22 protein-coding genes and 1 tRNA gene are annotated in these 20,405 nt (G+C 71.8%); 22 read left to right on the forward strand and 1 reads right to left on the reverse strand.

The window, feature by feature from the left end:
• Positions 1 to 3: 3 nt before the first annotated feature.
• Together QI633_RS11355 and QI633_RS11360 are read left to right on the forward strand one after the other, a co-directional pair.
• A tRNA-Val gene (locus QI633_RS11355) sits at positions 4 to 75 on the forward strand.
• A gap of 116 nt (positions 76 to 191) precedes the next feature.
• On the forward strand, positions 192 to 2,810 hold the full coding sequence (locus tag QI633_RS11360) for a PKD domain-containing protein (RefSeq protein ID WP_282429026.1): 2,619 nt from the start codon (positions 192 to 194) through the stop codon (positions 2,808 to 2,810).
• Positions 2,811 to 2,816: 6 nt separating this feature from the next.
• On the opposite strand, the gene QI633_RS11365 is transcribed toward QI633_RS11360, so the two are convergent.
• Entirely contained in the window at positions 2,817 to 3,368 is a 552-nt protein-coding gene (locus tag QI633_RS11365; RefSeq protein WP_282429027.1) for a DNA starvation/stationary phase protection protein, read from the reverse strand.
• Positions 3,369 to 3,520: 152 nt separating this feature from the next.
• On the opposite strand from QI633_RS11365, the gene thrS reads away from it, so the two are divergent.
• The 20 genes from thrS (at position 3,521) to ruvA (ending at position 20,405) form a co-directional block, all read left to right on the forward strand.
• A complete protein-coding gene (thrS, locus tag QI633_RS11370; RefSeq protein WP_282429028.1) occupies positions 3,521 to 5,506 on the forward strand; it encodes a threonine--tRNA ligase in 1,986 nt (661 codons plus the stop codon).
• A gap of 3 nt (positions 5,507 to 5,509) precedes the next feature.
• The gene (locus tag QI633_RS11375) at positions 5,510 to 6,505 is read left to right on the forward strand and encodes a hypothetical protein (protein WP_282429029.1); all 996 of its coding nucleotides are present in this window, start codon (positions 5,510 to 5,512) and stop codon (positions 6,503 to 6,505) included.
• Between the two features lie 40 nt (positions 6,506 to 6,545).
• Positions 6,546 to 7,289 carry a TetR/AcrR family transcriptional regulator gene (locus QI633_RS11380; RefSeq protein WP_282429030.1) on the forward strand — a complete coding sequence of 248 codons (744 nt, stop codon included), beginning with the start codon at positions 6,546 to 6,548 and terminating at the stop codon, positions 7,287 to 7,289.
• Complete coding sequence (locus tag QI633_RS11385) at positions 7,286 to 7,828, forward strand: HIT domain-containing protein (protein ID WP_282429031.1); 543 nt, start codon at positions 7,286 to 7,288, stop codon at positions 7,826 to 7,828. Before QI633_RS11380 ends, QI633_RS11385 begins: the two co-directional genes overlap by 4 nt.
• Before the next feature lie 61 nt (positions 7,829 to 7,889).
• Positions 7,890 to 8,528, forward strand: coding sequence for a phosphatidylinositol phosphate synthase (gene pgsA / locus QI633_RS11390; protein WP_141799090.1), 639 nt, complete (start codon positions 7,890 to 7,892; stop codon positions 8,526 to 8,528).
• Between the two features lie 31 nt (positions 8,529 to 8,559).
• Positions 8,560 to 9,453: a pyridoxal 5'-phosphate synthase lyase subunit PdxS gene (pdxS, locus tag QI633_RS11395; protein WP_141799089.1), complete on the forward strand. Its 894-nt coding sequence runs from the start codon at positions 8,560 to 8,562 to the stop codon at positions 9,451 to 9,453.
• A gap of 222 nt (positions 9,454 to 9,675) precedes the next feature.
• Positions 9,676 to 10,218, forward strand: a complete 543-nt coding sequence (locus QI633_RS11400) for an alternate-type signal peptide domain-containing protein (RefSeq protein WP_282429032.1) — start codon at positions 9,676 to 9,678, stop codon at positions 10,216 to 10,218.
• A gap of 34 nt (positions 10,219 to 10,252) precedes the next feature.
• On the forward strand, positions 10,253 to 10,954 hold the full coding sequence (locus QI633_RS11405) for a signal peptidase I (protein ID WP_282429033.1): 702 nt from the start codon (positions 10,253 to 10,255) through the stop codon (positions 10,952 to 10,954).
• 43 nt (positions 10,955 to 10,997) lie between these two features.
• Positions 10,998 to 11,660, forward strand: coding sequence for a hypothetical protein (locus QI633_RS11410; protein ID WP_282429034.1), 663 nt, complete (start codon positions 10,998 to 11,000; stop codon positions 11,658 to 11,660).
• Positions 11,653 to 12,255 carry a SipW-dependent-type signal peptide-containing protein gene (locus tag QI633_RS11415; RefSeq protein ID WP_282429035.1) on the forward strand — a complete coding sequence of 201 codons (603 nt, stop codon included), beginning with the start codon at positions 11,653 to 11,655 and terminating at the stop codon, positions 12,253 to 12,255. The genes QI633_RS11410 and QI633_RS11415 overlap by 8 nt, the downstream gene beginning before the upstream one ends.
• On the forward strand, positions 12,255 to 13,235 hold the full coding sequence (locus QI633_RS11420; protein ID WP_282429036.1) for a signal peptidase I: 981 nt from the start codon (positions 12,255 to 12,257) through the stop codon (positions 13,233 to 13,235). Before QI633_RS11415 ends, QI633_RS11420 begins: the two co-directional genes overlap by 1 nt.
• A 55-nt stretch (positions 13,236 to 13,290) precedes the next feature.
• On the forward strand, positions 13,291 to 13,926 hold the full coding sequence (locus tag QI633_RS11425; RefSeq protein ID WP_282429037.1) for a hypothetical protein: 636 nt from the start codon (positions 13,291 to 13,293) through the stop codon (positions 13,924 to 13,926).
• Positions 13,927 to 13,936: 10 nt separating this feature from the next.
• Positions 13,937 to 14,635: a hypothetical protein gene (locus QI633_RS11430; RefSeq protein ID WP_282429038.1), complete on the forward strand. Its 699-nt coding sequence runs from the start codon at positions 13,937 to 13,939 to the stop codon at positions 14,633 to 14,635.
• The gene (locus QI633_RS11435) at positions 14,632 to 16,011 is read left to right on the forward strand and encodes a LamG-like jellyroll fold domain-containing protein (RefSeq protein ID WP_282429039.1); all 1,380 of its coding nucleotides are present in this window, start codon (positions 14,632 to 14,634) and stop codon (positions 16,009 to 16,011) included. Before QI633_RS11430 ends, QI633_RS11435 begins: the two co-directional genes overlap by 4 nt.
• A gap of 61 nt (positions 16,012 to 16,072) precedes the next feature.
• Entirely contained in the window at positions 16,073 to 16,921 is an 849-nt protein-coding gene (locus QI633_RS11440; protein ID WP_282429040.1) for a S26 family signal peptidase, read from the forward strand.
• Positions 16,887 to 17,459, forward strand: a complete 573-nt coding sequence (pdxT, locus tag QI633_RS11445) for a pyridoxal 5'-phosphate synthase glutaminase subunit PdxT (RefSeq protein WP_282429041.1) — start codon at positions 16,887 to 16,889, stop codon at positions 17,457 to 17,459. The genes QI633_RS11440 and pdxT overlap by 35 nt, the downstream gene beginning before the upstream one ends.
• 96 nt (positions 17,460 to 17,555) lie before the next feature.
• Positions 17,556 to 18,428: an acyltransferase family protein gene (locus tag QI633_RS11450; RefSeq protein ID WP_282429042.1), complete on the forward strand. Its 873-nt coding sequence runs from the start codon at positions 17,556 to 17,558 to the stop codon at positions 18,426 to 18,428.
• A 15-nt stretch (positions 18,429 to 18,443) separates the two neighbouring features.
• On the forward strand, positions 18,444 to 19,211 hold the full coding sequence (locus QI633_RS11455) for a YebC/PmpR family DNA-binding transcriptional regulator (RefSeq protein WP_141799082.1): 768 nt from the start codon (positions 18,444 to 18,446) through the stop codon (positions 19,209 to 19,211).
• A gap of 79 nt (positions 19,212 to 19,290) precedes the next feature.
• Positions 19,291 to 19,815, forward strand: coding sequence for a crossover junction endodeoxyribonuclease RuvC (gene ruvC, locus QI633_RS11460; RefSeq protein WP_141799081.1), 525 nt, complete (start codon positions 19,291 to 19,293; stop codon positions 19,813 to 19,815).
• Entirely contained in the window at positions 19,812 to 20,405 is a 594-nt protein-coding gene (gene ruvA, locus QI633_RS11465) for a Holliday junction branch migration protein RuvA (RefSeq protein ID WP_282429043.1), read from the forward strand. The genes ruvC and ruvA overlap by 4 nt, the downstream gene beginning before the upstream one ends.

The following is a 20,405-nucleotide window of genomic DNA, read 5'->3' on the forward strand; positions in this document are numbered from 1 at the left end:
TCCGGGCGATTGGCGCAGTGGTAGCGCGCTTCGTTCACACCGAAGAGGTCACTGGTTCGAACCCAGTATCGCCCACCGGACGGCACCGGCAGAGCCGCGCTCATCGAGCGCGGCTCTTGTGCTTCTCGGTCTCCGGGCTTCACCGAATCCGGGTATGCGCGAGCCGCCGCAGCGTTCCTAGTGTCGAACCCATGAAGCTCCCCACCGCGGCGGCCGTCGTGCTCGGCGCGACGGGCCTGGCCCTCGTCCCGGCGACACCGCCCGCATCGGCCGCGGTGCCGACGGTGGTGGCGAGCCTGGTGCAGAACATCTCGACGGCGGCCTGGACCACGCCGCTGCCCGACCCGGCGGGCATCACCTACCTGCCGGGGCGCGACCACTTCCTGATCTCCGACTCCGAGGTCGACGAGACGCCGGTGTTCCAGAACGCGAACGTGCTGGAGACGACCCGGACCGGGACGATCGTGGACCGCGGCGTCACGACGGCGTACAGCAAGGAGGCGGCGGGGATCGCCAGCAACCCGGCCAACGGGCACGTGTACGTCTCGGACGACGACCAGTTCCGGGTGCACGAGATCACCGCCGGTGCGGACGGGCGGTACGGCACGGCCGACGACGGACACACCTCGATCAGCACGGCGGCGTTCGGGAGCACCGACCCGGAGGACGTGACCTACTTCCCGCCGACCGGCGAGCTGTTCGTTCTCGACGGCGCCGACAACGACGTGCACCGGGTCTCGCCGGGGCCGAACGGGGTCTTCGACGGCGTCGCGCCCACGGGGGACGACACGGCCACCGAGTTCGACATCCAGCGGTACGGCGCCGAGGACCCCGAGGGCATCGGCTACCACCCGGGTCGCGGCACGCTCGTGGTCGTCGACAGCACCTCGGACCGGATCTACGAGCTCAACCGCGACCTGGTCCTGGTCTCCCAGATCGACATCGGGGTGACCAACCAACGGTTCGCGGCCGGTATCGCGGTGGCCCCGGCGAGCAACGACCCGGGCCGCTACGACTACTACGTCGTCGACCGCGGCGTCGACAACGACGCCAACCCCAACGAGAACGACGGCCGGCTCTACGAGCTGCGCGCCGACCTGCCGTCGATCGGCAACCTGGCTCCGGTGGTCGACGTCAGCAGGGACGCACCCGTCGAGGTCGGTACGCCGATCGACGTCAGCGCCACCGTCCGCGACGACGGCGTGCCGGCACCGGCGAGCCTGCAGTGGAGCACCGTGTCCGGGCCCGGCCCGGTGAGCCTCTCGGCGCCCACGCAGCCGCAGACGAGCGCCACCTTCACCACGCCGGGCAGCTACGTCCTGCGCGCCACGGCTTCCGACGGCCAGCTCACCGCGTCCGACGACGTCACCATCACCGTCGTCGCCCGCGGCGCCCCACGCCCGCTCGACACCCCGGTCGCCAAGGCCTTCGACGACGTCGAGCAGCGACCCACCGGGTACGCCGACTGGCTCGGCGCGACCCTGAACGTCCCCAACGCCGGCACCACCACCCAGACCGTCGGGATCCGCTTCGCCGACCTCGCCGTGCCGGTCGGCGCGAGCATCACCGAGGCGTGGATCCAGTTCGCCGCGAGCGGCTCGACCAGCACCGCCACGTCGATCCAGGTGCGCGGCATCGCGGCCGACGACACCCCGACCTTCACCACCTCGTCCACCACGGTCTCCTCCAAGCCGCGGACCGCGGCGCAGGTCGCCTGGAGCCCGCCGGCCTGGACCTCGGGCCAGCGCGGTGCCGCCCAGCGGACCACCGACCTGAGGAGCATCGTGCAGGAGGTCGTCGGCCGGCCCGGGTGGCGGCAGGGCAACGCGCTCGCCTTCGTGATGACCGGCACCGGCGAGCGCCGAGCGTCCTCCCACGACGGCGCGACGCCGCCCGTGCTGCACCTCGCCTACACCGTGCCGCAACAGCAGGACACGCCGCCGACAGCGGCGTTCACGTCCAGCTGCAGCGCGCTCAGCTGCACCTTCGACGGATCCGGTTCCTTCGACGACCAGGGCCCGCTGGCCTCGCTGCAGTGGTCGTTCGGCGACGGCGGCACCGCCACAGGTGCGCTCGCCAACCGCACCTACGCCGCCCCGGGGACCTACGACGTCGCGCTGGTCGTGACCGACTCCGCCGGCCAGACCGCCACCGTGACCCACCAGGTCACCGTCGCGGACAGCACGCCGATCGGGTTCCGGGCCCTCGCCCGGACCAACGTCAACAGCACAGCGCCGTCGGTGACGGTGCCGGCCGCCGTACGCAACGGGGACGCGCTGCTGCTCTTCGCGACGCTCAACGTCACCACCCTCACCGTGACCCCACCAGCCGGGTGGACCCAGCTGGCCGACTTCGTCACCGGCTCGCAACGGACCCTGCTGTGGCGGCGGGTCGCGAGCGCCACCGACGCGGGGACGCCGGTGAGCGTGCAGCTGAGCGGCTACGCGAAGGTAGCCCTCCAGGTCGCGGCCTACACCGGCGCCTCCCGGACGACGCCGGTCGCCCTCGTCGCCACCCGCGGCGACCCCGCGAGCACCCTGACCCACCCCACTCCCGCCGTCGCGGTGAGCGGCGCCGGACGCTGGGTGGTGTCGTACTGGGCGGACAAGTCCTCGGCGACGACCGACTGGCAGCCGCCCGCGGGCGTGGCGGTTCGCGACGAGACGATCGGCACCAGCGGCGGGCACATCGACGCGCTCCTCGCCGACGGCGGGGGAGCGGCGCCCGAGGGGACCGCGCCCGCCCTGACCGCATCGACGGACGCGTCCAGCCGGGCCGCGATGATCACGGTGGTGCTGCAGCCGGGGTGAGCCGACTCAGGCGTCCGCGGCGGCTTCCTTCTCGGTCGTGTCGCCGGCGGTGCTCAGCCGGCCGCCGGTGTCCTCGAGGTGCGCGCGGACGAACCAGTGGAACAGCTCCAGCTGCTCGGTCTGCCCGATGAACATGTCCTGGGTGACCAGGTCGAGGTCGTCGAGCTCCTTGATGCCGTCACGGTAGGTGGTGATGACGCCCTGGTAGACGAGGTCGAGCGCCGCGAGGTGCTGCTGGGTGGTGCCGCGGCCGATGTCGTAGTCGTCCCACGCCCGCCGGCCGACCAGGCCGCCCGGCGTGCCCTGGGGCGAGCCGCCGAGCGTCGCGATCCGCTCGGCGAGCGCGTCCGCGAAGCCGCGAACCGTCTCGACCTGGGGGTCGAGCATCTCGTGGACCGCGATGAAGTGCGGCCCGACGACGTTCCAGTGCACGTGCTTGAGCGTCAGGTGCAGGTCGGTGCAGGCGTCGAGCCGACTCTGGAGCAGCTCGACGACCCGCACGGCCGCCTTCTCGTCGAGTCCGGGCGTGGTGAAGTGCAGGGTCGCAGTGGTTGCCATGGTCCTGCGGTACGCGATCGGCGCGGGTTCACACGGTCCGACGACGGGGTCGCCGAACTGCCGCGCGGCACCCCCGCTCGGCTCGGTACGATCGTGACCCGGCGCGCCGACCGGTCGCGCCGCCATCCACGTTCCACCGAGGGAGCCCTTCCGTGCCCGACATCAAGGTCGCCGTACTCAACCCTGACGCACGCCAGGAGGAGACGGTCACGGAGGGCACGAAGGCCTGGGAGCTGTTCCGCGAGGACGCCGACGTCATCGCCGCGCGTGTCAACGGCCAGCTCAAGGACCTCTCCTACGCCCTGGGCGACGGCGACGAGGTGGAGGGCGTGCTCATCGGCAGCCCCGACGGTCTCGACATCCTGCGGCACTCCACCGCCCACGTGCTGGCCCAGGCCGTGCAGCAGGTGTTCCCCGAGGCCAAGCTCGGCATCGGCCCGCCGATCGAGGACGGCTTCTACTACGACTTCGACGTCGAGACCCCGTTCGTGCCCGAGGACCTGGTCAAGCTCGAGACCGCGATGCGCAAGATCGTCAAGGAGAACCAGCGCTTCGACCGGCGGGTCACCACCGACGAGGACGCGCTGGTCGAGCTCGCCGATGAGCCCTACAAGGTCGAGCTCATCGGTCTCAAGGGCAACGCGGGCGAAGCCGCGGAGGGAGCCAGCGCCGAGGTCGGCGCCGGCGAGCTGACGATCTACGACAACATCAACCGCAACGGCGAGGTCGCCTGGAAGGACCTCTGCCGGGGCCCGCACCTGCCGACCACCAAGCGGATCCCCGCGTTCAAGCTGATGCGCAGCGCGGCGGCCTACTGGCGCGGCGACGAGAAGAACAAGCAGCTCCAGCGCATCTACGGCACCGCCTGGCCGAGCAAGGACGAGCTCGACGCCCACCTGCACCGGCTCGAGGAGGCCGAGCGCCGCGACCACCGCAAGCTCGGGCGCGAGCTCGACCTGTTCAGCTTCCCCGACGAGATCGGCTCCGGGCTGCCGGTCTTCCACCCCAAGGGCGGCGTGATCAAGCGGGCGATGGAGGACTACGTCCGCGAGCGCCACATCGCCGAGGGCTTCGAGTACGTCGGCACCCCGCACATCGCCAAGGAGGGACTCTTCTACACCTCCGGGCACCTGCCCTACTACGGCGAGGGCATGTACCCCGCGCTCGACGTCGACGGCATGGAGTACCGCCTCAAGGCGATGAACTGCCCGATGCACAACCTCATCTACCGCTCGCGGCAGCGCTCCTACCGCGAGCTGCCGTTGCGCCTGTTCGAGTTCGGCCACGTCTACCGGCACGAGAAGTCCGGCGTGATCCACGGCCTGACCCGGGTGCGCGGCTTCGCCCAGGACGACTCGCACTCCTACGTCACCCCGGAGCAGGCCCCGGCCGAGGTCGAGCACCTGCTCAACTTCATGCTCAGCCTGCTGCGCGACTTCGGGATCGAGGACTTCTACCTGGAGCTCTCGACCCGCGACGAGTCCAAGGACAAGTTCATCGGCTCCGACGAGGACTGGGCGAAGGCGACCCAGGTGCTCGAGGACGTCGCCCGCGCGACCGGGCTCGAGCTCGTGCCCGACCCGGGCGGAGCGGCGTACTACGGCCCGAAGATCTCGGTCCAGGCCAAGGACGCGATCGGCCGGACCTGGCAGATGGGCACCGTCCAGTACGACTTCAACCAGCCCTCGCCCGACCGCTTCAACCTGGAGTACGTCGCCGCGGACGGCACCCGCCAGCAGCCGGTCATGATCCACTCGGCGAAGTTCGGCTCGATCGAGCGCTTCATGGGCGTCCTCGTCGAGCACTACGCCGGCGCGTTCCCTCCGTGGCTGGCCCCCGTCCAGGTGCAGGGCATCCCGATCGCCGAGCGGCACGTCGACTACCTGCACGAGGTGGCCGCCGAGCTGCGGAAGCACGCGATCCGGGTCGAGATCGACGAGTCGGACGACCGGATGCAGAAGAAGATCCGCAACGCCCAGCTGCAGAAGGTGCCCTTCATGGTCATCGCCGGCGACCAGGACCTCGAGGCGGGCGCGGTCAGCTTCCGCTACCGCGACGGGCGCCAGGACAACGGTGTCCCGATCGCCGAGGCGGTCGCCCGCGTCGTGGCCGCGGTCGAGTCCCGCGAGCAGGTCTGAGCCATGGGCGGCGCCGGTCGGCGGGTCGCGCTGACCTGCGCCGCCACGGCGCTCGCCGCCGTACTCGTCGGGTGCGGCGGGTCCACGCCCTCGGGCGCCCCGCCGCTCCCGCCGGTCAGTACGCCGACCGCCACCGACACGGCCGTCGACGGCGCGCCCGGCGGTGACGCCGGCGATCCCGGCGCCGACGCCAGCGACCTGGCGAAGCTGGCCGAGGAGGCCGCGCGCAACGCCGGTCAACAGCCGACCAGCGACATCGCCCCGCGCGACGGCGAGGTGCTCGGCGGCGACGTGAGCTGGCCGCAGTGCCCGCCCGGCACCGGCATCCCGGAGAAGCAGGGTAAGGGGCTGCCGATGCCGCTGCCCGAGGCGGAGTACGTCGTCCTCGGGCTCACCAACGGCCCCGGCTTCACGCCGAACCCGTGCCTGGCCGACCAGGTCGCATGGGCGAAGGCCAACGACGTCCTCGTGTCGGTGTACGCCGTGTCGAGCTACCCGAGCGCGGCCACGCTGAAGAAGTACGGCGCCGACGGCCCGTTCGAGGCGACCGACCGGCTCGGCAGGCTGCGCAACGTCGGCTACCAGCAGGCCAGGTTCAACATCGGCACCATGGGCCAGGTCGGCGTGGTCAGCCCGATCGTGTGGATCGACGTCGAGCCGGTCCCGAACTTCGACTGGAGCACCGACCTGCAGGCCAACGCGGCGGTGATCGAGGGCGTGGCCCGCGGCTACACCGACGCCGGCTTCGCGATCGGCGTCTACTCCACACCTCACCTCTACCAGCGCGTCGTCGGCGACCTGAGCCTCGGCGGCGTCCCGGAGTGGCGGGCCGCTGGCCAGACCTCACGGGAGGAGGCGCTCCACCGCTGCGGACCCGACTGGTCCATCCAGGGTGGCGTCGCCGTCATGGGACAGTGGGTGGAGCAGGAACGCGACCTGAACCTCACCTGTCCGGGGATCGCGGCCGACCTCGGTCGCTGGTTCCACCGGTTCTCGTGACCGGGGTCGTGCCCATGGGGCGACGTGAGAGGGTTTCCTCATGACCAGCGAGGGTGTGGACACCGAGCCGCTCGACGGGCGCCGGCGTCGCTGGCAGGAGCACAACCAGGTGCGCCGCCAGGTGATCATCGACGCGGCGATCGCCGTGCTCGAGCGCCAGGCGCCGGGCGAGGAGGTCCAGGTCCAGGCGGTCGCCGACGAGGCCGGCATGAGCCGGACCGTCATCTACCGCCACTTCGAGGACCGCTCCGACCTCGACCGGGCCGTGCAGCGCGCGGTCTGCGAGCAGGTCGGCGTGGAGCTGCTGCCCGCACTGTCCTACGACGGCACCCCGGACCAGATCATCCACCGCATCGTCGGCAGCTTCATCCGCTGGGCCGAGGCCCACCCCACGCTCTACTGGTTCGCCGAGCGCGACCTCGCCGGCTGGGGCCCGAGCCCGCTGAGCCAGGCCGTCGAGCAGGTCGCCGAGGGCATCGAGGGGATCATGGCCATCGTCGTCGCGGCGATGGGCGTCGAGCTCTCCGACGACGACCGTGCCGCCCTCGACCCGTGGGTGTTCGGCATGATCGGCGCCGTGTTCGCCGCGGTCCGCCGCTGGCTGGAGCGCCCCGTGCGCGAGCCCGGCATCGACGCGTGCATCAGCATCCTGTCCGAGTCGATCTGGCTGCAGATCAACGGCATGGCACTCTCGCGCGGCCTCAACCTCCCCGACCTGCCGGTCGCCCAGCTGCTCCAGACCCTCGGCCCCACCGACGACCCCGGCTCCGAGGGCGGCGCATGAGCCCCACCACCGGGCCCGACGGGCTCGACCGGCTGTGGACGCCGCACCGGATGGCCTATGTCCGCGGCGAGGCCGACGACCCGGAGCAGCCGGCGCACGCCGACCCGCGTCCGGCCTGCCCGTTCTGCCGGATCACCGACGACCCGGCGACCTCCACCGACGACGAGCTCGTGGTGGTGCGAGGACGCACGGCCTACGTCGTGCTCAACCTGTACCCCTACAACCCCGGCCACCTGATGGTGCTGCCCTACCGCCACGTCGCCGACTACCTCGATCTCGACGACGAGGAGACCGACGAGGTGACCGCGCTGACCAAGGCGGCGCTGCGCACCATCCGCGCGGTGTCCCAGCCGCACGCGTTCAACGTCGGGCTCAACCTCGGCGGCGCCGCGGGCGGATCGCTCTCGGGCCACCTGCACCAGCACGTCGTACCGCGCTGGTCGGGGGACGCGAACTTCATGACGGTGATCGGCGGCACCAAGACCCTGCCGCAGCTGCTGGGGGAGACCCGCGATCTGCTCGCGGACGCCTGGCAGTAGTAGCCCGTATGTCGGTGCTCGGTAGTCAGCCTGTGGGGGATCGAGGGTATGTTCTCGACCCGTGTTGGAGCGCTTCAAGGAGTTCTGGGCCGGGACCGTGCTGCACCCGGTGGTGCGGCTGTTCATCCGGCTGGGCATCAGCCCCGACGCGGTGACTCTCGTCGGCACCCTCGGCGTCAGCGCGGGTGCCCTGATCTTCTTCCCCCAGGGCGAGCTGCTGATCGGTGTCCTGTTCATCACGGCGTTCGTGTTCAGCGACCTCATCGACGGGCGGATGGCCCGCGAGACCGGCCGGGTCTCCAAGTTCGGTGCCTTCTGGGACTCCACCCTCGACCGGATCGGCGACGGCGCGATCTTCGGCGGCCTCGCCCTCTACTTCGCCGGCACCGGGGAGGACCAGGGCGACAGCTACCTCTACCTGTGCGTGACCCTGTGGTGCCTGGTGATGGGCTCGGTCACCTCCTACGCCCGGGCCCGCGCCGAGTCCCTCGGGATGGACGCCAAGGGCGGCATCGCCGAGCGGGCCGACCGGCTGGTCTCGATCCTCGTGATGACCGGTCTCGCGGGCATGTTCGACCTCCCGATCCTGATGTACGTCACCCTCTGGGCACTGGCCCTGGCGAGCACCTACACGGTCGTCTTCCGGGTGCTGAAGGTACGCCGGCAGGCGCTCGCGTCCGAGGGCCAGCCCCCCGCGTAGCGCACCGGCTCGCCGCCGTACGATTGGTCACATGAGCGAGCAGCAGGAGCACGGCACCACCCGGGTCAAGCGTGGCATGGCCGAGATGCTCAAGGGTGGCGTCATCATGGACGTCGTCACCCCCGAGCAGGCGAAGATCGCCGAGGACGCCGGCGCGGTCGCCGTGATGGCGCTGGAGCGGGTCCCCGCCGACATCCGCGCCCAGGGTGGCGTGTCGCGGATGAGCGATCCCGACATGATCGACGGCATCATCGAGGCCGTCTCGATCCCGGTGATGGCGAAGGCCCGGATCGGTCACTTCGCCGAGGCCCAGGTCCTGCAGTCGCTCGGTGTCGACTACATCGACGAGTCCGAGGTCCTCACCCCGGCCGACTACGCCAACCACATCGACAAGTGGGCCTTCACGGTTCCCTTCGTGTGCGGCGCGACCAACCTGGGTGAGGCGCTGCGCCGGATCACCGAGGGCGCGGCCATGATCCGCTCCAAGGGCGAGGCCGGCACCGGCGACGTGTCCAACGCGGTCACTCACATGCGCACCATCCGCGCCGAGATCCGCCGACTCGGCTCGCTGGCCGACGACGAGCTGTACGTCGCCGCGAAGGAGCTCCAGGCTCCCTACGACCTGGTGGTCGAGGTCGCGCGCACCGGCAAGCTGCCGGTCGTGCTGTTCACCGCGGGTGGCATCGCCACTCCGGCCGACGCCGCGATGATGATGCAGCTCGGTGCCGAGGGCGTGTTCGTCGGCTCCGGCATCTTCAAGTCCGGCAACCCCGCCCAGCGGGCCGAGGCGATCGTGAAGGCCACGACCTTCCACGACGACCCCGACGTGGTCGCGAAGGTCTCGCGCGGCCTGGGCGAGGCCATGGTCGGCATCAACGTCGACGAGCCGGCCCGCTCGATCCAGTTCGCCGAGCGCGGCTGGTGACCCCGGGCGGGACCTGCCCGCCCACTCGCACGACCCGACCGGGGCCGTGGTCCTGATCACTCCGGACCACGGCCCCGGGCCTGTTCTGGGACCAAAGTCCCCATTCGCCGGACGGGGCGTGCCCCGCTGTGTTTGCCTTCGTTGCGGATCACAGGCGCGCTTCCTGCGCCGTGACCATGACAACCAGACCTGGGGACAACAGGCATGGGGACTGGAGAACAGATGAAGAAGACGACGAAGGGCGCACTCGCGGCGGGAACCGCGGCCGTCCTGCTCATGGGTGGTGCGGGCACCCTGGCGTTCTGGACCGACTCGGTGACGGCCACGGGCACGTCCATCTCGAGCGGTCACCTCAAGCTGACCGACGCGAGCTGCGGCAACGGTTGGATCCTCGACGGTGGCGCGACCTACACCAGCCAGCTGCTGGTGCCGGGCGACAAGCTGACCAAGTCGTGCACCTACAAGCTCGACATCGCGGGCGAGCACCTCAAGAAGGCCGACTTCGCGGTCACCGCGCCGACCGACGTCACCGGCGCCCAGGCGCTCATCGACGAGCTCGACGTGACGACCTCGGTGAAGCGCAACGGGGTGACCCAGGCCAGTGCCACCGGCGTGACGGTCGCCAACAACGACTCGATCACGGTCGACATCTCCATCGACTGGCCGTACGGCGCCGAGGACAACGACTCCAACCAGCTGGCCGGACTCTCGGCCACGCTGGACGGGCTGACCGTCAAGGTGACGCAGAACCACGACGCTGCCTGAGCCGGTCCGGCACGGCACCCGTGGACGCGCGTCGATGAGAGTCCTCCGCTTCGGCGGCCTGGTCCTGGCCTGGCTGCTGATCCTGGTGGCACTCGCGTCGATCACGGCCGCGGTGCTCGTGCCGCGCCTGGCCGGCGCCACGCCGTACACGGTGCTGACCGGGTCGATGCGGCCGCACCTCCCGCCGGGAACCCTGGTGGTGGTGAAGCCGGTCGACGCGGACCAGCTCCGGGTCGGCGACGTCGTCACCTACCAGCTCGAGTCGGGCGAGTCGACCGTCGTGACCCACCGGATCACGTCGGTCGACACCCGGCTCGACGGGAAGACGGTGTTCACCACCCAGGGGGACGCCAATGACGTACCCGATCCGGCGCAGGTACGGCCGGTGCAGGTGCGTGGCCGCCTCTGGTACGCCGTCCCGTACCTCGGCTACGTCAACAACGCACTCAACGGCGGACAGCGGCAGATCGCGGTGCTCGTCGTCTCGACGGCGCTGATCGGGTACGCGGCCTTCATGTTCGTGGGGGCCGTCCGTGACCGCCGGCGTGGCAGGGGCGGCGACCCGGCCGGGGAACCGGAACCGGTCCCCGACGTGGACGCCGGCAGCGCACCACGACTCGACGAGGTCCAGCAGGCAGCGACGCCGGGCAGCCCGATCGCCGTCGCGGTCGTCGCCGCCACCGTTGCCGGGCTCACCGCACTGCTGCTCCTGGCCCGGCGCCGCGGCCGGACCTGATCCACCCCGAATCCACCCGAAGCACGAAGGAAGGCCCACCACCATGATCCGCCGTCTCGCCTCGCTCGTGGCCGCAGCCGTCGTGGCTGTCGCTGTCACGGCCGCGCCGGCGTTCGCGGACGACGAGATCGGGCTCAGCGCCGACGGTGTGACGTGGTCCCACCAGCTCGCCGCGCCCCTGTTCGCCCCGGGCTTCCTCTGGGTGCCGGGGGACGTCGAGGAGCGCAGCTTCCGGATCCGCAACGGTGGCCCGTCGGCCGGTGAGGTCACCGTCGACGTCGTCGCCAGCGACCCCGCGGGCCTGCTCGCCTCGCCCGACCTCCTGCTCGAGGCGCGCCTCGGCTCCGGTGCGTGGGTCGAGGTGTCGGCCGGCACCACGCGGCTCCAGCCGGCGGTGCTCGACGTACCGAAGGGCGCGGACACCACGGTCACGGTGCGCGGCACCTTCCGTCCCGAGACCACGGCCCACATGGACGAGGTCGTTCCGTTCGACGTCCGGGTGACCCTCTCCGAGGACGGCGAGGTCGCCGGCGAGAGCTCCGGCGGCGACGGCGACGAGGACGGCGAGGTGTCCGGTGGCGCCTTGCCGGACACGGGATCCCCGTTCGGTGTCGGGCTGGTCTGGCTCGCCGCCGGTCTCATCGGCGCCGGCATCGCCCTGGTCCGACCGACGCGGCGCGGCCGACGGGGGGTGGCCCGTGGCTAGGCGGGTCGCGCGGCACCGCGCGCAGCGCGCCGGGTGGTTCGGCCACGGTCGCACCCGGGCCCTGCTCTCGGCCGGGCTGCTCCTCGGCACCGGAGCGGTCGCCACCTCGGCGTACTGGACCGATCAGAAGGTCGCCCAGGGCGTCACTGTGCAGAGCGGCACCCTCCACCTCGACCTCGAGTCGAACCAGCGGGTGCGGCCCGAGACGATCAGCAATTGGGGCGACCTGTCGCTGGCCAGCCTGGCCGACGGCACCAGCCGAGCCGCGGTCATGACCGTCTCCAACAACAGCCGGGGCAACGCCAGGCTGTCCTACCGGGTCCAGGCGAGCGCGGCCAACGCCCTCGGCGCAGCGTTGAGGCTCACGGTGCGGCGCGGTGGCACGGTCAGCGGCGGAACCTGCACGGGCGGAACCCTCATCGGCACCGCCGGCGCCACGCTCAACGGCTTCAACCAGGCCATGGACCTGACCCTGACGACCGGGCAGTCGCACGACCTGTGCCTCCAGGTCACGCTGCCGGCCGGTTCGAACATCGCCTCCAGCGCGAGCTCCACCGTGACCTTCACCTTCCCCGCCAAGCAGGAGCCGTCGTGATGCCCGGTACGAAGCGGATGGCGCGCGAGGCGCTCCTGTGGGCCGGGGGAGTGCTCGGCGCGCTCTGTCTGCTCTCCCTCCTCGCCGGCTGGGCGCTCAACGTGACCCCGCTGGTGTTCGCCTCGGGCTCGATGAGCCCGGCGTACGACGCCGGCGCGCTCGGCATCGCCCGTCAGGTCGACGCGGCCGACCTGCGGGTCGGTGACGTCGTCAGCGTCCACGACGCCGGCGGTGCGCGGGTCACCCACCGGATCGTCGCCGTCGACGGCCGGGGCGACCGGGCCGTGCTCACGCTGCGGGGCGACGCGAACGACGTCTCCGACGTGCAGACCTACGACGTCGGCTCGGCCGACCGGGTGGCCCTCGGCGTTCCGTACGCCGGCCACGTGCTCAACGCAGCCGCCAGCCCGTACGGGCTCGCCACCGCGGCGGTTCTGGTGGCCGGCCTGCTGCTGACCGGCTTCGGACGTGGCCGGCGGCTCGTCCCGGTCGGCCTCGTGGCCACCGTGGTCGCCGGGATCGGCCTCGGCGCGACAGGCGCGACGCCCTGGGCGTTCACGTCGGCGTACTGGACCGACTCGGCGAGCGCCACGGTCGCCGCGAGCACCCCGTCCGCGGTCACCCACCAGCAGCCGACCTGCACCTCGAAGGAGGGCAGCGGCCAGGACAAGGAGCAGGCGCAGCTCACCTGGACCGGCCTCGGGGCGCAGTACGAGTTCTACTGGGAGCTCTGGAAGGGCGCCAGCCCGGGCGGGACCCTCTACAGCTCCGGCACGCTCAACCCGGTCAACGCACCCGGGACGGTCGCCCTGACCTTCGGCATCGTGAGCGGAGGCGGCGGCAACGACAGCTACTACGCCAAGGTGTGGACCCGGCTCGCGAGCAACCACAGCAACGTCGGTTCGCCGACCACGACCCTCCTGCACTCCGGGCCGCGTCCAGGCGGCCCGAACTGGTGGATGTACTGCGGCACCGCCTGAGAACCACCCCGGACGAAAGTCCTCAGCCGGTCAGCGGTGCAGCCGATGAACCGGTATGGCAATCGTCCGTCCCCGTGACCCGCGCCGCCGCCGGAGCCTCGTGCTCGCGGTGGCCGGCGCGCTCGCGGCGACGCTGCTGGTGCTCGGGATCAGCGGCACCCTGTCCAGCTGGACCAGGGCGATCCTCACCAACGACAGCAATGCCGTCGAGGCCGCACAGTCGCTGATCCTCCAGGAGACGGGCCCCGGCGACGTGGTGTGCACCTCCACCGACGGCGGTGGGTCCGGCAACAGTGCGACCTGCTCGACCATCGACAAGTACGGCGGCACCGCCGTGCCCCTCGGTCCCGGGGACCACCAGACGGTCACCGTGACCCTCACCAACACGGGCACCGGAAGCGGCGGCCTGACACTGACTCCCGGCACCTGCGCCACCTCGGCCGGCAGCCCCACCGCGTCGGCCGAGCTTTGCGACGTCGCCACGCTCACCGTCGTCTGCACCGCGCCCGGCACCGTCGACACGTCGGCCACCCCGGTCGTCCTCTCCGCGCTCGCCGAGCTCACGGTCGCGGCGACCCTCGCCCCGGGCGCGTCGACCGACTGCACCTTCGACGTCGCGCTGCCCGCGTCGGCCTCACCCCAGGTCGCCGGGCAGATCGCGACCCAACCCCTGGTCTGGACGCTGAGCTGAGGAGGCTCGCATGGCATCGCACGCATCCCGCAGGCACGCCGACCGTCGACGTCTTCGCCCCGGCCCGAGGGGTCTCGTGCTTGGTGCCTGTGCGCTGGCCGCCGCGCTGCTCGGCCTGAGCGTCAACGGCACCCTGTCCGACTGGACCAGCGCGATCCTCTCCAACAGCACGAACACCGTCGCCAGCAGCACGGCGGTGATCCTGCAGGAGGTCGGTCCCGACGGCACCGTCGCGCACTCCTCGCAGACCTGCCGCTCGAGCGACGGTGCCGCGAACAGCGCGACCTGCACCACGATCAACAAGTACGGCGGCACCACGGCCCCGCTGAGCCCCGGCGGCAGCCAAGTGACCGACGTCGTGTTCACCAACCTCGGCGCTGCCAATGCGTCCAGCTTCGTGCTCACACCCGGCACCTGCACGTCCACCCCGTCGACAGGCACGCCGACGCCCAACAACCTCTGCACGACCGACCTCACGGTCGCGGTCAGCTGCTCCAACGGGTCGACGTACGCCGCGGGCTCGGCCTGGACCGACCTCGTCTACCCGGCCGGCGCGGCATCGAGCATCCCCACGCTGACCCACGCGGCCGGGCTCGCCTCGGGCGCGTCGGCGACCTGCCGGTTCACCGTCGCACTGCCCTCCAACGCCTCCGTGCTCGACCAGGGGCTGACGGTGAGTCACCCCTTGAGCTGGACGCTGAACAAGTGATCCGGCCGAGCAGCTGGACGCTCCTCGTCGGGGGAGTGGCCCTGCTCGGCCTGGTCGCCGGTACGTCGAGCACCCTGTCCGGCTGGACCGCCGGGGCGGTGGTCAACGCCACGGACACCGCCGCCGTCGGCACCCTCTCGGTCACCCACGCCTACGGCGCGACCACCTGCGCCGGCGGCCCGCGCACCGCCACCGTGGCGTGCGGTCCGACCCTCACTCCGGGCGCGGGCGCCCCGGCCAGCAGCAACGACGCGATCACCAACACCAGCGGCCGGGCGATCACGCAGAGCCTGACCGCCGCGTCCTGCGCCCCCGTGCGGCACGCCAACACCCAGCAGGCCAGCGACCCGATGCTGCCGCGCAGCACCGTCGCGTTCCAGCAGACCGATCCGTGGGGCACGACCTCCGCGACGGCGCTCAGCGGCTCGGCGTACGCCAGCGACATCGTCGGCACCAACGGCTCGGGACTGCTGGGCCTGCTCTCCAACAGCTACAGCATCGGCGTCTGGTTCAAGGCCGCGGACGGGCAGGGCGGCGGGCTGATCAGCCTGGACGCGAGCCTGTCCGACGCCGCCTCCGCGACCGGGAACCCGATGGTCTGGCTCGACAGCGCCGGCCACGTGAGCTTCTCGGCCAACGGCACCCTCGGCCTCAACATCACCGGCGCCAGCGCCGCGGCGTACACCTCCGGCTGGCACCTCGCGGTCCTGACCGTCGACACGACCGGGGTGATCACGCTGACCAAGACGGTCAAGCTCTACGTCGACGGCGCCCTCGTGGCCTCGGGCTCCGGGCTCACCCTGCTGACCAGCACCACCGGCTACTGGCACCTGGGCTGGGCCGACTTCACCGGCCTCACGGCCCCGACATCGGCGTACTTCCACGGCGCCCTCTCCGGTGCCTTCGTCAACAGGAGCACCGCTCTCGGCGCTGCCGCGGTGTCCTCCCTGTCCTCGGCAGCCACGGCGACCGCCTACCGGACCACCGTGACCGGGCTCAGCGGCACCGCCTCGCTCTGGATGCTCGACGACGACGGCGTGACGACGTACGCCGGCCTTCTGCCCGGCGCGATGGCGAACCCGTGCAGCCAGGTCAACGTCAGCCTCACGTTCACGAACCCGGCCGCCACCGTCGTCGCCACCAGCCTCACCAACCTGGTCGCGCCCGGCAACAACCCCCGCACGATCGCGGCCCCGGCGGCCGGCCAGGCCCAGGGCCTGACGATGAGCACCACCCGCGGCGCGAGCTACAGCACCGACATCACCGGCCTTCGGCTGTACGTCCCGTTGGCCTTCACCTACGGCACCAGCCCCGCCACCGGGTGGACCATGACGATGCAGTGGAGCGGCGACCCCGGGGACGTGTTCCTCGCATGAACCACCCCACGACGTTCTTCTCCTCCGCTTCGCTCCCCCGAACAACGCCGCGGGGACCCCGGTGAGCGCCCGCCGACTGCTCGCCGTCCTCCAGTGGTCGCTGCTCGCCGTGCTCGTGGCAGGGGTGGTCGCGGCCGGCGCCTGGCGGCTGGACGGTGGGCGGTGGGAACGGGTCGAGACCGCGTCGATGGGCACCGTCGCGCCGGTCAACACGCTGCTGTGGGTCGAGCCCGTCGAAGCGACGAACCTGCGGGTGGGCGACTTCGTCACCTTCCACCCGCCCGGGCACGACGAGGTCAGCTACAGCCACCGGATCGCGGCGATCCACGCCGACGGCACCTTCGAGACCCAGGGCGAGATCACCTCCCGCGACCCGTGGCGGCTCACCGCGGACGACCTGGTCGGCCGGGTCGTGATGCGCTGGTACGGCGTCGGGTGGCTGGTCGTCGCCGCGCCCGTGCTGCTCATCGGCGGGCTGCTGCTCTGGCTCGTCGTGGTCACGCTGCGGGAGCGCTCCTGGCGCCTGCCCGTCGCCATCGTCGGCACCGCTCTCGTGCTCAGCGTCGCGATCGTGGTGCACCGGCCGCTGGTCCGCGCCCAGGAGCTCGGCTTCGGCGAGGTGCCGGGAGGTGCGCGAGCGACGTACGTGTCCACCGGGCTCGCCCCGGTCCGGCTCCAGGCCCACCGCGGGCCCCACGTCGACCTGCGCGACGGCGAGGTCGGCTCGGTGCTCATCACCCGCCGAGACCGTGCCGGACGCTACGGCATCGAGATGAGCCCGCGGATCCCGTTGTGGTGGTGGATCGTGCTCGTCGCGGCCTGCTTCGTGCCCTCGCTGGGGAGCGCGGCGAGACCCGGCCCTAGGATCGGTGCCCATGCCCTCGATCGGAGTCTTCGCGCTGCAAGGTGACGTGCGCGAGCACCTCCACACCCTCACGGCCCTCGGTGCCGACGCCTTCCCCGTCCGGCGCCCGGCCGAGCTCGAGCGCTGCGACGGCCTGGTCCTCCCGGGAGGCGAGTCGACCACCATGGCCAAGCTGGCCCGGACCTTCGAGCTGCTCGAGCCGCTGCGGGCCCGGGTCGGCGACGGGATGCCGACCTTCGGCACCTGTGCCGGGATGATCCTGCTGGCCGACCGGATCGAGGGCGGCACCTCCGACCAGGAGACGATCGGCGGCCTCGACGTGACCGTGCGCCGCAACGCGTTCGGCCGCCAGGTCGACTCGTTCGAGGCCGACCTGCCCTTCACGGGACTGGCCGACCCCGTGCACGCCGTCTTCATCCGCGCGCCGTGGGTCGAGCGCACCGGTCCCGAGGTCGAGGTGCTCGCCGAGGCGCAGGGCCACCCGGTCGCCGTACGGCAGGGGCACCTGATGGCGACGTCCTTCCACCCGGAGGTCGACGGGGACGGCCGGGTGCACCGGTACTTCCTCGACCTCGTCGGGTAGCTCGTCGGGCAGCTCGTCGGGTAGCTCGTCGGGTAGTTCAGCCGGCGTTCCCGGTGTGGTCGCCCGGACGACGTCGCGGCGCGCGATCGTCGGCGGGTGCGCCAGCAGTGGATGGACGGGATGCGCGGCCTCGCGATCGTGGCGGTCGTGCTGTTCCACGCCGAGCTCGTCGGCGGGCCACTGATCTGGCTGTCGGAGGTCAACCAGGAGCTGGCGCACTACCGGATGCCGCTGCTGATGGGGCTCTCCGGCCTGCTGCTGGCCCGCTCGCTGGCGAAGGGGCCACGGCGCCACCTCAGCGGCAAGGCACGCGCCGTGCTGTGGCCGTACGTCGTGTGGGCGAGCCTGGACCTCACCCAGGTGTGCCTCCACCTGCTCGCGACCGGCGAGCCGCTGCCGCCCGACCTGTCCCGGCTGGCGCTCTACAACCCGTCGGGCTACCTGTGGTTCCTCGCCTTTCTGTTCTGCTACCACGTGCTCGCCACGCCGCTGCCCGCGTGGGCACGCAGCATCGCCGCGCCCACGCTGCTGCTCCTCGGCGCCACGATCGGGTCCAGCGACCTCCACCGGTTCGTCACGCTCGCCGGATGGTTCCTCGTCGGCGACCTGCTCGGGCGCGTCGTCGGCCCGCGGGTCCCGGGCGTCGTGACGGACCTCGTCGGCCGCTTCCGGTGGGGGTTCCTGGCGACGATCGGGCGTCAGTCGGTCGTCTACTACGCCTGCCACCTGATCGTGATGGTGTACGCCGTCCGGCTGGTCCACCGCCTCGGCGTGACCGAGCCGCGGCTGGTCGTGCCGGTGGCGGTCGTCGTACCGCTGGCGGTGGGGGCCCTGCTGGTCCGCCTGCGGCGTCACCGCTGGGCCGACGCGCTGTTCGTGTGGCCCCGGGTAGACTCCACGGCCGTCACCGAGCGCATCGGTGCGTCGGTGCCCGAGGAGGTGCCTGCGCTTGCCCAGAGACAATGCTGAGAGACAGAGGGACTGATGTCTGGCCACTCCAAGTGGGCGACCACGAAGCACAAGAAGGCCGCGATCGACGCCAAGCGCGGCAAGCTCTTCGCGAAGCTGATCAAGAACATCGAGATCGCCGCGAAGATGGGTGGCCCCGACCCCTCCGGGAACCCGACGCTCTTCGACGCCATCCAGAAGGCCAAGAAGCAGTCGGTGCCCAACAAGAACATCGACTCCGCTGTCAAGCGCGGCGGCGGTCTCGAGGGCGGCGGCGTCGACTACGAGACGATCATGTACGAGGTCTACGGACCCCAGGGCGTCGCGCTCCTCGTCGAGTGCCTCACCGACAACCGCAACCGCGCCGCGATGGAGGTCCGCACCGCGGTCACCCGCAACGGCGGCACCATGGCCGACCCGGGCTCGGTCTCGCGGCTGTTCACCCGCAAGGGCGTGGTCGTGGTCGCCAAGAGCCAGGAGGCCAAGGAGGTCTCCGAGGACGACCTGCTCGAGGCCACCCTCGACGCGGGTGCCGAGGAGGTCGCCGACCTCGGCGACAGCTTCGAGGTCCAGTCCGAGGCCACCGACGTCGTCGCGGTCCGCACGGCGCTGCAGGACGCCGGCATCGACTACGACTCCGCCGAGGTCCAGTTCGTCGCGACCATGGACATCCCGGTCGCCGACCCGGCCGCCGCCGGCAAGGTGTTCAAGCTCGTCGACGCGGTCGACGACCTCGATGACGTGCAGAACGTCTTCACCAACGCCGACATCCCCGACGAGGTCCTCGACCAGATCGAAGACTGACCCGGCGTGTCCCGCCGCCACGGCGGGACCGGGTCGCCTACCTTGGGTCCGAACACATGTTCGGGCGAAAGGTGACGACGTGCGCGTGCTCGGGATCGACCCGGGGCTGACCCGCTGCGGCCTCGGCGTGGTCGAGGGCTCGATCGGCCGTCCGCTGACGCTGGTCGACGTGAGCGTCGTGCGGACGTCAGCACAGCTGGCCGTGCCCGAGCGGTTGGTGACCATCGAGCGGGGGATCGACGCCCGGCTCGACGAGTACCAGCCCGACGCGGTCGCGATCGAGCGGATCTTCGCCCGGTCCGACGTCAGCACGATCATGGGCACCGCTCAGGCCGCCGGCATCGCGATGGTCTGCGCGGCCCGGCGCGGGCTGCCGGTCGCGCTGCACACGCCGAGCGAGGTGAAGGCCGCGGTGTCCGGCAACGGCCGCGCCGACAAGGCCCAGGTCGGCTCGATGGTGGCCCGGATCCTGCGCCTCGACGCGGCCCCGAAGCCGGCCGACGCGGCCGACGCGCTCGCCCTGGCGATCACCCACATCTGGCGCGGCGGCTCGCAGGCGCGCATCGACGCGGCCCTCGCGGCCGCGGGCAGGAGGACCCGTTGATCGCGTTCGTCCGCGGCCAGGTGGCCGCGCTCACCCTCACCAGCGCCGTCGTCGAGGTCGGGGGAGTCGGCCTCGAGCTGATGTGCACGCCCGGCACCCTCGCCCAGCTGCGCACCGGGTCCACGGCGACGCTGCCCACCAGCATGATCGTGCGCGAGGACTCCCTCACCCTCTACGGCTTCGCCGACGAGGAGGAGAAGACGATCTTCGAGCTCGTCCAGACCGCCTCCGGGGTCGGGCCCAAGCTCGCCCAGGCCATCGTCGCGGTGCTCTCGCCCGACGGGGTGCGCAACGCCATCGCCTCCGACGACGTGCGCACCCTCACCAAGGTGCCCGGCATCGGGCAGAAGGGCGCGCAGCGGATCATCCTCGAGCTCAAGGACCGCATCGGCGTCGCTCCCGGCACCTCCGGCGCCGGCCCAGTCGCCGACGCGGCCTGGCGCGACCAGGTCCACCAGGGCCTGGTCGGGCTCGGCTACAACGCCAAGGACGCCGACAAGGCGGTCGACGCGGTCGCGGGCGAGGCCGGCGCGGCTCCCGACGTACGCGCGCTGCTGCGGGCCGCCCTGCGCTCGCTCTCGAAGGCCTGA

The organism is Nocardioides sp. QY071, assembly GCF_029961765.1.
GTDB lineage: Bacteria > Actinomycetota > Actinomycetes > Propionibacteriales > Nocardioidaceae > Nocardioides.

Bases quoted from the DNA above. Each gene is read 5' to 3' on its own strand.
- QI633_RS11360 (WP_282429026.1), top strand. From the start codon at position 192: ATGAAGCTCCCCACCGCGGCGGCCGTCGTGCTCGGCGCGACGGGCCTG.
- QI633_RS11365 (WP_282429027.1), bottom strand. From the start codon at position 3,368: ATGGCAACCACTGCGACCCTGCACTTCACCACGCCCGGACTCGACGAG.
- QI633_RS11375 (WP_282429029.1), top strand. From the start codon at position 5,510: ATGGGCGGCGCCGGTCGGCGGGTCGCGCTGACCTGCGCCGCCACGGCG.
- QI633_RS11380 (WP_282429030.1), top strand. From the start codon at position 6,546: ATGACCAGCGAGGGTGTGGACACCGAGCCGCTCGACGGGCGCCGGCGT.
- QI633_RS11385 (WP_282429031.1), top strand. From the start codon at position 7,286: ATGAGCCCCACCACCGGGCCCGACGGGCTCGACCGGCTGTGGACGCCG.
- pdxS (WP_141799089.1), top strand. From the start codon at position 8,560: ATGAGCGAGCAGCAGGAGCACGGCACCACCCGGGTCAAGCGTGGCATG.
- QI633_RS11400 (WP_282429032.1), top strand. From the start codon at position 9,676: ATGAAGAAGACGACGAAGGGCGCACTCGCGGCGGGAACCGCGGCCGTC.
- QI633_RS11405 (WP_282429033.1), top strand. From the start codon at position 10,253: ATGAGAGTCCTCCGCTTCGGCGGCCTGGTCCTGGCCTGGCTGCTGATC.
- QI633_RS11410 (WP_282429034.1), top strand. From the start codon at position 10,998: ATGATCCGCCGTCTCGCCTCGCTCGTGGCCGCAGCCGTCGTGGCTGTC.
- QI633_RS11420 (WP_282429036.1), top strand. From the start codon at position 12,255: ATGCCCGGTACGAAGCGGATGGCGCGCGAGGCGCTCCTGTGGGCCGGG.
- QI633_RS11425 (WP_282429037.1), top strand. From the start codon at position 13,291: ATGGCAATCGTCCGTCCCCGTGACCCGCGCCGCCGCCGGAGCCTCGTG.
- QI633_RS11430 (WP_282429038.1), top strand. From the start codon at position 13,937: ATGGCATCGCACGCATCCCGCAGGCACGCCGACCGTCGACGTCTTCGC.
- pdxT (WP_282429041.1), top strand. From the start codon at position 16,887: ATGCCCTCGATCGGAGTCTTCGCGCTGCAAGGTGACGTGCGCGAGCAC.
- QI633_RS11455 (WP_141799082.1), top strand. From the start codon at position 18,444: ATGTCTGGCCACTCCAAGTGGGCGACCACGAAGCACAAGAAGGCCGCG.